Origin of the sequence: Paenibacillus chitinolyticus, assembly GCF_045038035.1 — a bacterium.
Lineage (GTDB): Bacteria > Bacillota > Bacilli > Paenibacillales > NBRC-103111 > Paenibacillus_F > Paenibacillus_F chitinolyticus_A.
Genome location: NZ_CP173427.1, coordinates 942,705 through 955,625, shown reverse-complemented (window position 1 = coordinate 955,625; position 12,921 = coordinate 942,705). Strand labels below are relative to the sequence as shown.

The window sequence follows — 12,921 nt, the reverse complement described above, 5'->3', positions numbered from 1 at the left end:
CTCGTCAATAATCTCTATTTAAAATTAACACAGTTATGTAACCAAATCCATCGGGTCCGGTTAATTTGGCTCTCTCCAAAAGGAAAAGACCCGCTCCCCCCGGAGGAAGAAGCAGGTCTCATTCTGTATGAGATCAGATTTTAAATTTGGAGAGGCTCTCCTGCAAATTTTGGGCCATCCGGCTCAAAGATTCGCTCGCGGAGGAAACTTCCTCCATAGAAGCAAGCTGCTGCTCGGATGCCGCGGAAATCATCTGGGCGCTGTCCGACGAGCCCTGGGAGATTTGCAGCATTTCCATCATCGAAGCGCTCACTTCCTGGGAGCCGGCAGACATTTGTTCCGTTGCCGCGGAAACCTCGCGGATCTGATCCGATACGTTCTGAACGGCTGTGTAGATATCTTGGAAAACAATCCCGGCAATATGGATGATTTCCGCTCCCTTGCCGACTTCCGAAACGCCCCGGTCCATCGTCGTGATGGCATTATCCGTGGACGTGCGGATGTGCGCGATCAGCTCCGTAATATGCGCGGCCGATTTCGCGGATTGCTCCGCGAGCTTCTTCACCTCGCCCGCTACGACGGCAAAACCGCGCCCATGCTCACCCGCTCTGGCCGCCTCAATGGAGGCGTTGAGCGAGAGCATCTGGGTCTGGCTCGCAATTTGCGTGATGGCGTCGACAATGTCGCCGATTTGCCGCGAATGCTCGCCGAGCGTTTTAAGCTCTCCGGAAGTGACGGTTACGGAATCGCGGATAGAATCCATCTGCCGGACCGCCATCTGGATGGCGTTGTTCCCCTGCTTCGCCTCGGCGGCCGTCCGGTTGGTCGTATCGGCCACCGTCGACGAAGACTCCGCGATCCGCTGGATGCCTCCGGCCATCTCCTCCATCGCCTTCGAGCTCTGCTCGGCGCTCTGCACCTGCGTTTCCGAGCCGCGGACGATTTCCTCGATCGACTGGCCCACGTGCTTAGACGCTTCGACCGATTCGGCCGACGAAGCCGTAAGCTCTTCCGAGGAAGCGGCAACCTGCTCCGCCATGAGGCTCACGTCCCCGATGATCGCGCTCATCGACTCGAGCATCTTGTTCGTATTTTGGGCGATATCCCCGATCTCGTCTTTCGAAGTTACCTTCAAACGGGGAGTCAGGTCTCCTCCCGCAACCTTCTTCAGCACTTCCGAAAGATACAGCATAGGCGCAACGGCCACCCTGCCGATCTGCCAGGAAATGAGCAAAACCAGGATGCACACGGCCAGAATGATGAGCGAGGTTGTCCGGCCGAACTGCTGGAGCGTCTTCAGAACCTCCGTGTCATTGGTAAGCACAACCATCTTCCAGCCGGTCGTCGGCACGATGTGATAGGAAGCCGTCCGGTTTATTTTTTCCGTGGATGTGTACACAACCTTGCCTTCATCCCCGACCAGCACCTGCTCTTTGAATTTTTTCAAAGCGTCCGGCTGCATAACCTCATCGATCTTCTTCCCGATCTGCTCTTTATTCTGATGAGTCAAATATGTCCCGTCACCGGACAGCAGGTAACCGAAACCGTTCTCGCCCACCTTGACTCCTTCTACGAGCCTTTGAAGAATGTCGGGATTAATGACCGCATGAATGGCGCCTAGGAACTGGTCCCCCTGCACAATCGGCACGGCGATGACGATCACCGGTTTTCCCGTTTTGGAATTGATCAGCAAGTCGCTGACGACCGGTTTTTTCGTTTCGGCCATTTTCTTGAAATAATCGCGTTCCCCGACGTTCGATACGAGGCCCGCGGTATTTGTACTGGTACCGTCTTTCTCCACGTATGCGTAGTATTCGAATTCTTTGTCGATTTCTCCTACCGTCTTGATCACACTCAAAATTTGGGTCTTTTCCCCTTTAGCCATCTCGGGGTGCTTCTTTATCAGCTCTTCGACGAGCGATATTCTCTGGCGCACCCAGTAATCTACGCTATCGGCATTGGACTTCGCCAGGTTTTTCATGTTGTAGGCAATCTCGTTCTCCGTATTGGTTTTCGCCATATTCAGAAGAACGACGGATGTCACGACCAGCGGCACAAGCGAAAGCAGCAGAAAAGCGGCGATCAGCTTTGTTTTCAGGGAATTTTTCGGCTTCAGTTTCCTCCACACCTGATTCATCTGCTTCTCCTCCTGTTATGTATGTCAGCTTTTTATTTATCGGAGGAAGAGGGAGAAGAGTTGAGTTCATTTTTTGCACAAATGAGAAAACGGCGTATCTTGCCGGTCTAGTACCTGTGACCTATACTTGAAAAAGAACGAAGAAGAGGCAGGTGGCCCGTATGAGATGGTTCACGGATTACAAAGACGAGCTGGAGCTCGTTTTCAATGAGGCGGTACGCCGGGTCGGCGCATTTCCGGCTCCGCTGCATACGGCCGGTCTGGCCTATCTGGACAAATTTCATCCCCTGAAAAAAGACAGCACGAAAAACTACATCTGCTATCTGCTGCCGTTCTGGCTGAGGGAACAGACCAAGCTCCCTTCCGATACGTACCGAACGCTTTCGTTAGCCAATGTGTTCGTCATGCTTCATTTTTTCGTCCAGGACGATTTCATGGACACGGATACGGGAGCGGACGAGCGCCGGCTGATGCTGCCCCTCTCGAATCTGTTTCAAGCGGAATATTCCCACCTCTACCGGGAGTGTTTTCCTGAGGACTCCCCTTTTTGGGCATACGCGGACACCTACCTGCGGCAGTGGGCGGAATGCGTCGCCAAGGAGAACGAAGCGGATTATTTCCGCAAAGACCCGGTCCGCATCGCGTATAAAGCCGCTCCCGTCAAGCTGGCAAGTACGGGCGTCCTGCTGTTATGCGGTCAGGAGGAGCTGATCGGGCCGTTCTCGCGGCAGACGGATCATACGCTGCTGGCCCTGCAAATGGCCGATGACTGGGCCGACTGGCGGGAAGACCTGGAGACGGGCAGCTACAATTGCCTCCTCTCTCTGATCCGGGCGCGAATAGGCCTGAAGCCGGGGGAGCCGCTTACGGAAGACAACGTCAAACAAGCCGTGTTCATTCACGGCTGCCTGCGCGATTATGCCGAGGCCGCATCGGCCTCCGCCGGCGCCCGGATCGGCTTGTTCCATGCCCCGCATATGGACGCCTTTCATCAATCCCTGTTGGATGACCTCTTGGCGGAAGCTTCTCGGATTGACAAAGAAAGGGGACTTTTGGAACTAGGAGGATTTGCCTACTTACTGTCAAAAAGAAACAAATCTTAATGACATTAGACCTATGCCCATGCTATACTCAGGGCGGAATATGATCCCTTTACTTTGAAAGGATGAGCCTTGTGTCAGCAGAAGAGATCTTGAAAAATCAAATCATTGAGAAAGCTTGGGCGGACCCGGAATTCAAGAAAGCGTTGATGAACGACCCTAGAGGTGCCTTAAAAGAAGCCTTTGATATCGAGCTGCCGGAATCGGCGGATGTCAAAGTTCTGGATGAAGCTCCGGGCCAGTACTTTCTCGTGATTCCTCCGAATCCGGCTGAAGTACTAAGCGCCAAATCCGACGCGAACAGCGTCTGGTAATCCCCTACAAAACGGCTAGCCGGGTATTGAAGGAAACCGGACGATCGCTTCAGTGCCGACACCTTTCTCGCTCTTAAATTCCAGACGGCCATGCATGACCTCGATGATCCGGAAGGTGACCATAAGACCCAGGCCAGTCCCCTTGGTTTTCGTTGAAAAGTACGGCTCTCCAAGTTTGGAGAGCTCTTTTGTTTCCATTCCCTCCCCGTTATCCCGGATATGAATCCACACTTCATTCTTCTCTTTGTACGCCCGGATCTGGATCTGCCCCTGCCCGTCCAATGCCTCGATACTATTCTTAATGATGTTAATAAACGCCTGTTTGAATTTCGAAGAATTGCCCTCGATGTACAGATCCTCCGGCACCTCCAGCGTAATTTCACCGCCTTGAAGATTAGCCAGCGGAACCAGAATGCCTTCGATTTGCTTCAATTCCTGGCAGATGTTCAGTGACGTGATATGTTCCAATTGCGGCTTCGCGAACGTAAGGAAATCCGTAATGATGTTGGAAGCCCGGTCGAGTTCCTCGATCGCCATGTTCATGTACCCTTTTTCCTTCTGGCCCAGCTTCTCCGCGGCCAATTGAAGGAAACCTCTCGTCACCTGCAGAGGGTTGCGCACCTCATGAGCCACGGAGGCGGCGAGGTCGCTTATGATCTCCATTTTTTCCGCCCGCTGCAGCTCATTGTTGTACATCACCAGTTCCTTGGAATACCTCACGATTTTCTCGTGATCGCGGGCAAATCCCCTGCCGAGAATTATGATCAGCGAGGTCACGAAGCATACGATTCCAAACTTCCAGTAAATAAATTCGTACTGTTCGTTTTTGACATAGAATACGAGCAGGTCGACGATTCCGGATGCCGCGAAAAGACCGATTCCCGTCGTTAGGGTTATCCCGTCCTTGCTGCCCTTGACCGCATGCGTGATAGCCATTCCGATGAGCAGCACGAATTGGATCAGCATCGTAAGCCCCAGCAGCATAACGGTGACAAAATAATAGGCTTTGTCGTACCGGTAGGAGGCCAGGTGATTCACCAGCTGGAACAAAACGCAGAGAACCGAGAATCCGATCTGGAACCAGCGGTACCTCGTCAACATCGACCAGGTCCCGTGACCTAATATTTGTTCGAAATACAGAGTCAACGTCGGCAAAAACACAAGCAGCGCCAGGTCAAACAAACTTTCGACCCACTTGCCCTGGTCTTCAAAAAACGTATACGTAAACTGGGAAGACCCGATCATAAGCATCCCGATGGCCAGAATGACCAGACTGAGCGAGAGCCATTTGGCAAGCTGCCCCCGGTTCAGAAATACCGTGCAGATCAGCATCAGGAGGGCAATGAACACGAAGGCGCAGCCCAGCAAAACATCGGTCAGATTCGCTTTGACATAGCCGGGAAGCAGCGCCTGATAATCTCCGATTTTCACGTTTTTCTGGAGTCCGATCCTGTCGCTGTCCGTCTCGATATGAATATAAACCGTTTTGCCGGATTCTTTGGCACTGAGCGGAATCAGCAGCCGGTTCTTGTCGTACACGTACGCGTGTCCCGCTTTGTAGATTCTGCGTTCATCCGTAAATACTTCGATGCGGTGACCGTACAATTTGCCGATCAGCATGCCCGGCTCGTCCCACTCCAGCCGAGGCAGTTCGATTTTCACCCAGAGTGCGGTAACGCCCTCGGGCTTGACCGGCATGTCCCCCTTCTCGTTGGCGGGCGTCCATCCGTCTGTTCCGGCCGGAGTCCGTGTCCCGTCATAGCCAGTCCCCTGACTGTCCCATTTGTATGCCCATTCGGTAATTTTAATCGTATCCAAGGGAGATTGCCCCCGCGCCGTGGCCGGCACGAACAACAGGGTAAGCAGTACGATCCCGGCAAACACGAATGCCAGGAACGCCGTTGCTCTTGATTTAGTCATTATGTATGCACCTCTGAAGAAAAATAGAAAAGGATAGTCTTATGCCGGAGTACTTAAGATGACAAAATTCGCCAAATACACTCATATTTCCTGCCTATTCGGAAAAATAAATGACAAAGCACGATTTTATTCGACAAACATCGCTGTACGGACTTCTATTTCTCCGTTTCTTCCGTTTTCAGCAGATAAATCCTGTCCCGGAACCCTCCGCGCTTGTCCGCTCTCCGCCTGCGCAAAGCCTCCAGTTCTTCCGTTTTCCCGGATGATTGCCGGTATTTTATCCCGATTATCCCGAACGAGTTTGTTATAATGGGTCATACGCAGCCTCCGTCTTAGCGGTTCCGTTTGTTCTAAGCTTACCATTTTGTTGGGAGCGTCAAAACACCTGACGGCAGAAAGCCGCAATTTATCTTTCGTAAAAGCCGTTATGAGGGCCGAACGGCCGAAAACGGCGCCCCTCCAAGGATTTTCTTGCACATTCCGCCGATTGCCGATACATTTATAAGTACTTGGGACAAACAGATCGGAGGAAAACACCGTGGACGTTCTTATATTAGGAAGTGCCAGCGCTTCGGGAAGCAGGGAAAGGGACAACACTTACCTGCTTCTTCAGCATGAAGAAGGCAATTGGATGATAGACGTGGGCGGCAATCCGCTCGGCAAGCTGAAGCAGGCTGAAATCCCGCTGCAAACCATCCGAGGGGTCATTCTTACTCATTTCCACATCGACCATATTTTCGGTCTCCCTTCTTTGCTCTGGGGCATGTGGCTCGGCAAAAGAAAAGAGCCGCTTATCATCTGCTGCCCGCAGGATCATCAGGACCAGCTCGGCGATATTCTCCGCGCGTACCGGACCGACGAGTGGCCCATCGGCTTCGAGATCAAGGTGCAGCCGTTCGACTGCACAGAGCCCGGAACCTTGTTCGTGCAGGGTGATATGACGGTCTCCGTCTTCACGAGCCTGCATTCCGGCTCCACATCGGGCATCCGGGTCGCATGCGGGGACAAGGTGCTCGTCTATTCGGCGGACACGGCGCCGAGCGAATGGATACGCAGCCAGCCAAGGATAGATGTTCTGATCCACGAAGCGACACAGGCCCGGGGCGACATGAGCATCCATACCAGCCTGGAAGGTATCCTGACCTTCTATCCGGTCGACCGGATCCCTCAAGTGATTGCGATTCATCTCACGGATGACGAGCCTTACGAAGAGGTTTTAGCCCAATATAAAAAAACCGGCACACCGGGCGTGTTGCTGGCACACGATATGATGAGGGTTTCTCTCTAGGAGGTGAGTTTCTTTGAAAGTAATTGTGTATGATCTGGAGATGACCGTAACCCGCAAAAAGATCCATGTTTCGGAAATTATCGAAATCGGAGCGGCGGCCGTTGAATTCGCGGACGGCAAACCAGCCGTTACCGGCACGTTCCAGTCCTTCGTAAAACCCGACCGGTCTCCGGTTATTTCCGCTTCCACCCAGGCCCTGACCGGCATTAAGCAAAGCGAGCTGCAATCGGCGGAACCTTGGCCGCTCGTACTGGAACGTCTGCTGGAATGGATCGGGGACGGAGACTACTATTTGTGCGCGTGGGGCCCCGACGACCTGATCCAGCTGGGCAGCGACTGCCGGATGCACGGCGTCAAAACCGACTGGATCTGCAACCATAACAACCTGCAAAAGCTTATGGCCGGACTCGTCCAGCAGGAGAAGCAGCAGCAGATGGGCCTCAAGACCGCCCTCGAATACTGGAATATCCCGTTCGACGGCTCCCATCACCGGGCGCTGGACGATGCGATGAATACCGCTAAGCTGTTCATCCATCTGCACGACCGGCTCGTGCTGGAGCGGAATCAGGCCGGGGATCTTCCCTTGTATACGACGGAGGTCGTGTACAAAACCGGCGACAGCTTCACGAACAATCCGTTCGAAAAGCTGGCCCTGTTCGCACAAAAGGAACCTACGTCGTAGGTTCCTCAGCCTGTAGACAAAGTTCCATTCGGAGCAGGTCTACAGGCTTTTTTGTGGAAGTAATGAGGAGAGGTGAAAAAACATGCTAAGCAAAAACAATTCCGAGGGCCGTTTCCAGGTCTCCGTTCATTCATTGGATGAACTCGTCCCCAAAAATCATCTGGTTCGTCAAATCGAAAAGGCGATCGACTTCTCTTTCATTTACGATCTCGTCCAAGATACATACAGCTCGCAGACGGGACGTCCTAGCGTAGATCCCGTTGTGCTCATCAAACTTGTTCTTATCCAGTATCTGTTTGGTATTCGCTCCATGCGCCAGACGATCAAAGAAATCGAAACAAACATCGCCTACCGCTGGTTTATCGGCTACGACTTTACCCAGCCCATTCCTCATTTCACGACCTTCGGTAAGAATTATGTGCGCCGGTTTCGGGACACGGACATCTTCGAGTCAATCTTTGCGCGCATCCTGGAGAAGGCCGTGCAGCTCGGTTTCGTGGAACCGGACATTCTGTTCATCGACGCGACCCATGTCAATGCCAGTGCGAACAAAAACCGGTATGTGAAGACGCTTGTACGCGAGCAAAGCAAGAACTACCAGGACCTGCTGGAGAAAGAGATCAACCAGGACCGGATCGTCCACGGAAAGAAGCCGCTTGGAAAAAAGCCTGAACCGAAAGAAAAGGAGGTGAAGGTGAGCACCACCGATCCGGAAAGCGGCCTGTTTGTCAAAGGCGAAAAAGAACGGGTCTTCGCCTACACGTTTCATGCGGCTTGCGACCGGAACGGATTCGTCGTGGTCGCGCAGGTCACACCGGGAAACGTGCATGACAGCCGCGTGTTCGAGGACGTGCTGAGAAAGGCGGAGGACATCGCCGGGAAGCCGCGGGCGGTAGCGGTAGACGCCGGATACAAAACGCCTTACATCAGCAAGCTTTTGCTGGACGAGCAGATTCGTCCGGTCATGCCGTATACCCGGCCGCATACGAAGGATGGATTTTTCAAAAAACACGAGTACGTCTATGACGAATACTATGAGGGGTATATTTGTCCGAATCACGAGATGCTTTCGTACGAACTCACCAACCGGGACGGGTACAGGATGTACCGCTTCAACCCGGAGGTCTGCCGCCGTTGTCCCTTCCTGAGCCAGTGCACAGAAAGTAAGGACCACATCAAGCGGATCAGCCGGCATATTTGGGCCGCTTATGTGGAGGAAGCAGATCACCTGCGGCATACGACGGAGAACAAGGCAATTTATGCTCGGCGCAAAGAAACGATCGAGCGCGTTTTTGCGGATATGAAAGAAAAGCATGGCATGCGATGGACGACTTTACGGGGATTACGTAAAGTTTCGATGCAGGCGATGCTCGTTTTCGCTTGCATGAACCTCAAAAAGTTAGCCACCTGGCTCTGGAGGCTGGGTGGTGGCAGGTCTACCTCCACTATATTTCTGCTCCTGTTAGCTGAAAAGATGAACAAACTCCCTTGGTTCCGATGGAAACAAGGGAGTTTGTCTGCAATCTGAAGGACCTGCACAAAGCAGGTCCTCATAGCCGATTCATTTTTGCAATGCTGCAATACGCTGCTTCGCGATCTCCACGTTCTTGGCCAGCAACTCGAAACCGATATAGGAACGTGATAACTCGACAGCCCCTACCGCAACCGTCCCTGAACCCATAAATGGATCAAGGACGACATTTCCCGGATTAGATAAAGCCTTCATCAGAGGACGAATCAAATCAAGCGGAAATTGGCATTCATGATCTGTTTTTTCAGGATGATTGTGCTTCACATTAGGAACGCACCAGACGTCACCTGGATTCTTGCCGAGTGGATTGCCGGAAAGCTGCCCTTTGTTCGGTCCCTTATAATGCTTCTTCCCTGGATACTTCTAAATTTATTACATAAAAAAGCTCACGTATTGTTTCACGCGAGCCTGCCTTTTTTTATATTTCTCTATTATAAACAATTTTTTTAATACTTTCATGAGATAAACAGTAAGAACACCCAAGGCGATCCAGATTTTCACCCTGTTGAAAAAGCTGCCGAATCTCTGCGTTTCGTTTTTGAAGAAACTCACGTTGCCTCGAATCTTTCCCCCATTTCTTTCTATACCCTTTAGGTGCTGATACAAAGTCTTGCCCTGTATATATTTTTGTATTTCATGAATCAAATCTTCTGGCAAAATCTCACTTGCTGAAATATATTTCATTGGCTTCGCCCTTTCATCTAATAGCGATGTGAAGGTTGCAAAGCCTATATGACAAGCCTACTAATAGATAGATGTCAGATGACAAGAACTTGATCCGATAAATGACAAGAACATGTTCCGATTACCGATCTTTTTTCATGAAAAAAAAACCGAGCGGCCTTTCATGTGGCCACTGAAAAAGTCCGCCATATAGAAAAAGGTACAGTTTTTCAAGAGAAACTGAAGAGACTGTACCTTTTTTCTGTATATTTAAGTCATCACGAAAAGCGCCGCTAATATAGCAGATCTCAATGCTCGTATCTGACACTCTTGGGCGACGGCAGTCACGGGGTTTTCACGAAATGTCATCTCCCTTCTTAAAATTAATTTTGGAATTACTATCGATCAATATGGAATTCATAGTGGTCAGCAAGATCCCGATAAATAGCCCCAGTACGCAGCCAGCTGCTATGCCACTAGCGATTAGCGATTTCTGATGATCGCGCCAAAAGTACACAGCATCAGTAACGCTTCAATCAATTTCTACAGCTCTTTCTCCGCTTTCTTCTTCTTTGACATTTCCAATGTTTTTGATATTAAGGCGCGTGAGCAGGTAACAACGTTAAGAATAAATTCACATTAAACAACAATTAATTCATAAATCTAGTTATTTCCTACTATTTCCAGTATATACAAATTATATTATACTTGTGATGTAATAGATTTTTATTCCAAATATAATATTTAGAGGAGGAACCACATTTTGTTAAAATTATTGAAGGTTACCACAAGCGTAATTCTAGCTACTTCCATTGCATTTTCATTAGCCCCCCTTGCATCCGCTAAATCTAAAGAAGAAACCCAAATCGACAAACAATCTCAGAAACCAAAGCATGATGATAAATCTCAAAAACCTAAACCAAACGAACCAACAACGGACATTGAAGTTTTAACCGTAGATCAAGTTTTAAATGATCCAAGATATAAAGAATTGAATATTACTCCAGAGGATGCCAAGCTGTATAGAAAAATAGAAGATATTAAAAAGCAATATCCATCAGCTAGCATTGATGAAATAATTAAGCACATGGAACCATCACCCGACACTGTCCAAATACAATTAACCTATGATCAAATTGTAGCCCAATGGAAAAATCTAACATTTACAGAAAAAGCATTAGCTATTGCTAGTCCAGCGCAAGCTCTACTCGTTGATAAATGCAGAGCATGGGCACTTAGTTACACTTCACAAAGTAAGTGGGGTAATTTATACGGAAATGGTACAAGAAATGACGCTTTCCGTCACGCAATGTGGAACGTGTTAATGTCCAAATACATCGGTAAAGCTAATGCTGAAATTTGGGCTAATGCTCACGAGGCGCAAACTGAAGAGTATTTCAATAAATACACTGATGGAATCTCCAATAGAGATCACAGTACGATGGATTATCATAATAATGCAAAAGGACGCGATTGTATTTTCTGGAATGAAGTTTTCATTTCTGATAGTACATTATTCGATAGAGTGACTGCTAAGATAGACGCTGGGGAAATGATGATTCTCTTACCAGATTCGTATCAACCATAGGAATAGAGTATAATAAAAAAAAGGGGATATTACACAGACTTAAGTTTCTGTGTACTATCTCTTTTTAAATTATTCAATTATTGGAGGTAATATTTATGAATAGAGCAGGAACTCTAGCGTATTTCAAGATACCTATCATCCTAGCATTTCTGGTATTTTTACTCTCTGCATGCACATCTTCTACACCAAAACCCTTGCCAATATCTACTATTGAAGTTGAGAACACAAGTAGCAGTATAAAACTACCACCTGCTAAAATATTGACCTATCTTTGGAATTCAGAAAGTGAGTATGGTACAACCTCAGCATTAGGCATTGAATACGAGCCACAAGTTGTACCAGCCAATTCAGTACTTAAAATATCTTTTGATCGCCAACCAGAAAGTTATGGCATGTTAGATGAAATTTATGGTGATGATATCTCAAATGCTAAAAGAATAGATAACTTCACAAATGGTATCAAGGTTCCTAGTAAACCAGGAGTTTATACGTACTCCTATTATGCTGCGTGGGATGAAGGACATGCACGCTACGTATTCAAAATAAGAGTAGAATAATTACGAGGGCAACATCTCAACATTAAAAAACATTGTTACTTTATAAAAATCCGTGATCTCCGCGCCGCGCACCCGGTTCGCCGTTCAGGTCGGTGGCGTGCTGACAGCGAATCCCCGGCGGCTTCGGCTCGATCGTAATTCCTGGCTGGTGTACTGCAGCTCTGCAGCGCGAACGTCCCGTGCGCCTCCTGTGGTCCCGGTATCCATCCGGCTCCAGGCGCCGGCAGCCCGGCGGCCCCCTGCGGCCGCCGAAGCTGCCGCCGGCGAGCCCTTGCACGATGCCGATCGACCGCGCGGCGGCAACAGTCGCGGCACACCATGCATCGGCCGCAACGTCGGCGAAGCCGGATGGCTGCGAATTGCTTCCAATGCCAGAAGCCGTCTCGGCCTATCTGCTTGCGGCTTCGAAGTCAGCGAGCCGTCCTCACCGATTCGGCATAGAATCTGCCGTTTGCCGTCTTCGTCCACCTTGGCCTCGTATGGGAAACGAAGCGCAAACTCGCCCCGAACGAGACCTGCCTCCTGCACATCGCAACCGTCCACGCTCAAAGCAATCCTATTAAGTTCCTTGGTCCCCGTGCTCTGCTCCAGCTTGTCGGCCTCCAGCCTAACCGACGCCGATCCGCCGGATGACGATATCAGTCTGGCCAAAGCGCTCGTGGAAATGGAAGCCTGAAGCAGTCCCGATTCGATTTGCAGTCGATTCAGCGCTCCGTCTTCGGCCAGCAGAAGTTCCCTGGCGGGCAACTCTAGCGAAAAACCGTCAACTACCACCCCTTCTGTCGCCATTATTCTTATCATCACGTTGTCACCCGGCCGATCCGCCGCCGCCCTCAAGCGCGTGCCTGCGAGCTCGCAGCGGCAAGCACCCCGGTCTACTGGCGCCGGAGAGACAGCCGGTTTCTCCTTCCCGCTCAGCGGGCCGCCCGATGGGCGCTCGGCGTTCCGCCGGATGGCGGAGGAGAAAACAAAGGCGATGGAGTTGGCGTCGGAAAAGGTGTTGCAGCCGGAGGCGGCGATTGCCCGCCCTCGGCCTCCGCGATAGTAACCACTATCGATTGCGGTACCACGGAGACGGTTTGCACCATACCTTTAGGGGGATTTTTGAAGAGTTACAAAAACATTTTTCGAGTAATCCTTA

General features: G+C 50.3%; 11 protein-coding genes and 1 pseudogene. 7 read left to right on the top strand and 5 right to left on the bottom strand.

Translation table 11 applies throughout. From position 1 onward, the window contains the following. Nucleotides 1-133: 133 nt before the first annotated feature. The gene (locus ACI48J_RS04275) at nt 134-2,137 is read right to left on the bottom strand and encodes a methyl-accepting chemotaxis protein (RefSeq protein WP_405081860.1); all 2,004 of its coding nucleotides are present in this window, start codon (nt 2,135-2,137) and stop codon (nt 134-136) included. A 161-nt stretch (nt 2,138-2,298) separates the two neighbouring features. Here ACI48J_RS04275 and ACI48J_RS04270 point away from each other — a divergent pair, with 161 nt between their 5' ends. Continuing rightward, nucleotides 2,299-3,240: a hypothetical protein gene (locus tag ACI48J_RS04270; RefSeq protein ID WP_405081859.1), complete on the top strand. Its 942-nt coding sequence runs from the start codon at nt 2,299-2,301 to the stop codon at nt 3,238-3,240. Nucleotides 3,241-3,311: 71 nt separating this feature from the next. Next, entirely contained in the window at nt 3,312-3,551 is a 240-nt protein-coding gene (locus ACI48J_RS04265) for an NHLP leader peptide family RiPP precursor (RefSeq protein WP_405081858.1), read from the top strand. Nucleotides 3,552-3,566: 15 nt separating this feature from the next. On the opposite strand, the gene ACI48J_RS04260 is transcribed toward ACI48J_RS04265, so the two are convergent. Next, nucleotides 3,567-5,471, bottom strand: coding sequence for an ATP-binding protein (locus tag ACI48J_RS04260; RefSeq protein WP_405081856.1), 1,905 nt, complete (start codon nt 5,469-5,471; stop codon nt 3,567-3,569). A 538-nt stretch (nt 5,472-6,009) separates the two neighbouring features. Here ACI48J_RS04260 and ACI48J_RS04255 point away from each other — a divergent pair. The 3 genes from ACI48J_RS04255 to ACI48J_RS04245 all read left to right on the top strand — a co-directional run bounded on the left by ACI48J_RS04255 (nt 6,010) and on the right by ACI48J_RS04245 (nt 8,969). Next, nucleotides 6,010-6,759 (top strand): MBL fold metallo-hydrolase, encoded by a 750-nt coding sequence (locus tag ACI48J_RS04255; RefSeq protein WP_405081855.1) that lies wholly within the window; start codon nt 6,010-6,012, stop codon nt 6,757-6,759. Nucleotides 6,760-6,772: 13 nt separating this feature from the next. After that, nucleotides 6,773-7,441: an exonuclease domain-containing protein gene (locus ACI48J_RS04250; protein ID WP_405081854.1), complete on the top strand. Its 669-nt coding sequence runs from the start codon at nt 6,773-6,775 to the stop codon at nt 7,439-7,441. Between the two features lie 82 nt (nt 7,442-7,523). Further along, on the top strand, nt 7,524-8,969 hold the full coding sequence (locus tag ACI48J_RS04245; protein WP_405081853.1) for an IS1182 family transposase: 1,446 nt from the start codon (nt 7,524-7,526) through the stop codon (nt 8,967-8,969). A gap of 33 nt (nt 8,970-9,002) precedes the next feature. On the opposite strand, the pseudogene ACI48J_RS04240 reads toward ACI48J_RS04245, so the two are convergent. Together ACI48J_RS04240 and ACI48J_RS04235 are read right to left on the bottom strand one after the other, a co-directional pair. Continuing rightward, a pseudogene (locus ACI48J_RS04240) lies at nt 9,003-9,260 on the bottom strand (DNA methyltransferase); the annotation flags it as partial. An 84-nt stretch (nt 9,261-9,344) separates the two neighbouring features. Then, nucleotides 9,345-9,656 (bottom strand): hypothetical protein, encoded by a 312-nt coding sequence (locus ACI48J_RS04235; protein WP_405081851.1) that lies wholly within the window; start codon nt 9,654-9,656, stop codon nt 9,345-9,347. Nucleotides 9,657-10,398: 742 nt separating this feature from the next. Here ACI48J_RS04235 and ACI48J_RS04230 point away from each other — a divergent pair. Continuing rightward, nucleotides 10,399-11,223 carry a DUF6973 domain-containing protein gene (locus tag ACI48J_RS04230; RefSeq protein ID WP_405081849.1) on the top strand — a complete coding sequence of 275 codons (825 nt, stop codon included), beginning with the start codon at nt 10,399-10,401 and terminating at the stop codon, nt 11,221-11,223. A gap of 95 nt (nt 11,224-11,318) precedes the next feature. After that, on the top strand, nt 11,319-11,780 hold the full coding sequence (locus tag ACI48J_RS04225) for a hypothetical protein (RefSeq protein WP_377662782.1): 462 nt from the start codon (nt 11,319-11,321) through the stop codon (nt 11,778-11,780). Nucleotides 11,781-11,864: 84 nt separating this feature from the next. On the opposite strand, the gene ACI48J_RS04220 is transcribed toward ACI48J_RS04225, so the two are convergent. Then, the gene (locus tag ACI48J_RS04220; RefSeq protein ID WP_405081848.1) at nt 11,865-12,584 is read right to left on the bottom strand and encodes a hypothetical protein; all 720 of its coding nucleotides are present in this window, start codon (nt 12,582-12,584) and stop codon (nt 11,865-11,867) included. Between the last annotated feature and the right edge of the window lie 337 nt (nt 12,585-12,921).

Bases quoted from the DNA above. Each gene is read 5' to 3' on its own strand.
- ACI48J_RS04275 (WP_405081860.1), bottom strand. From the start codon at position 2,137: ATGAATCAGGTGTGGAGGAAACTGAAGCCGAAAAATTCCCTGAAAACA.
- ACI48J_RS04270 (WP_405081859.1), top strand. From the start codon at position 2,299: ATGAGATGGTTCACGGATTACAAAGACGAGCTGGAGCTCGTTTTCAAT.
- ACI48J_RS04260 (WP_405081856.1), bottom strand. From the start codon at position 5,471: ATGACTAAATCAAGAGCAACGGCGTTCCTGGCATTCGTGTTTGCCGGG.
- ACI48J_RS04245 (WP_405081853.1), top strand. From the start codon at position 7,524: ATGCTAAGCAAAAACAATTCCGAGGGCCGTTTCCAGGTCTCCGTTCAT.
- ACI48J_RS04235 (WP_405081851.1), bottom strand. From the start codon at position 9,656: ATGAAATATATTTCAGCAAGTGAGATTTTGCCAGAAGATTTGATTCAT.
- ACI48J_RS04225 (WP_377662782.1), top strand. From the start codon at position 11,319: ATGAATAGAGCAGGAACTCTAGCGTATTTCAAGATACCTATCATCCTA.